The organism is Klebsiella sp. 141240 (genome assembly GCF_050600805.1).
GTDB classification, from domain to species: Bacteria; Pseudomonadota; Gammaproteobacteria; order Enterobacterales; family Enterobacteriaceae; genus Klebsiella; species Klebsiella aerogenes.
On sequence record NZ_JAQIRK010000062.1, the window covers coordinates 1 to 581 of the forward strand.

At 50.9% G+C, this 581-nt stretch carries 1 protein-coding gene; it reads right to left on the minus strand.

What is annotated here, in order from left to right:
• Positions 1 to 34: 34 nt before the first annotated feature.
• Positions 35 to 581, minus strand: a 547-nt coding sequence (locus tag PGQ95_RS26320; protein WP_139156205.1) for a Tn3 family transposase, incomplete at its 5' end; no start/stop codon positions are given.

Below are 581 nucleotides of genomic sequence, written 5' to 3' on the forward strand. Positions count from 1 at the left end.
AGGGGTCTGACGCTCAGTGGAACGAAAACTCACGTTAAGCAACGTTTTCTGCCTCTGACGCCTCTTTTAATGGTCTCAGATGTCCTTTGGTCACCAGTTCTGCCAGCGTGAAGGAATAATGGCCGAGCATATTGATATGTCCGTGGCAAAGCGGGGAGAGGCGTGCGATATCTTCATCATTCAGTGTTTCACCCTGCGCCCGGAGATGATCCAGGGCTGCCTGCATATAAATAGTGTTCCATAACACGACGGCGTTAGTGACCAGCCCCAGTGTGCCCAGTTGATCTTCCTGACCGTCGGTATATCGTTTTCTTATCTCACCTTTTTGACCGTGACAGATGGCTCTGGCAACGGCATGGCGACTTTCTCCCCGATTAAGCTGGGTCAGAATGCGCCGGCGGTAATCTTCATCATCAATATAATTAAGCAGATACAGCGTTTTGTTGATGCGCCCCACTTCAATGATTGCCTGAGTCAGTCCGGAAGGACGTTCACTTTTCAGCAATGAACGGACCAGCACTGAAACCTGTACTTTGCCCAGCTTCAGGGAGCCAGCGGTCCGGATCATTTCGTCCCACTGA